General features: G+C 58.4%; 1 protein-coding gene. It reads left to right on the forward strand.

Annotated features, from left to right (window positions below; all coding sequences use genetic code 11):
- Window positions 1-385: sugar ABC transporter permease (locus EN742_RS37560; protein WP_148670638.1), on the forward strand; the 385-nt coding region annotated here is incomplete at both ends.

Here is a 385-nt window from a genome sequence, read left to right on the forward strand (position 1 = left end):
GGTGGTTTTCGTCGGCGGCACCGCATGGACGGTGCTCTATTCCTTCACCAACTCGAAACTGCTGCCGCGGCTAAACTTCGTCGGCCTCGACCAGTATTACCGGTTGTGGGCGACGCCGCGCTGGCTGATCTCGATCGAGAACCTCTTGATCTATGGCGTCATTTCGCTGGTGTTCTCGCTGGCGATCGGCTTCATCCTCGCCGCGTTGCTCGACCAGAAAATCCGCTTCGAAGACACATTCCGCACGATCTTCCTCTATCCCTTCGCGCTCTCGTTCATCGTCACCGGCCTGGTATGGCAGTGGCTGCTCAATCCGGACTTCGGCATTCAGGGCGTGGTGCGAAGCCTCGGCTGGACAAGCTTCAGCTTCGATCCGCTCTACAAT

The organism is Mesorhizobium sp. M4A.F.Ca.ET.020.02.1.1 (genome assembly GCF_004022645.1).
Classification (GTDB): Bacteria; Pseudomonadota; Alphaproteobacteria; order Rhizobiales; family Rhizobiaceae; genus Mesorhizobium.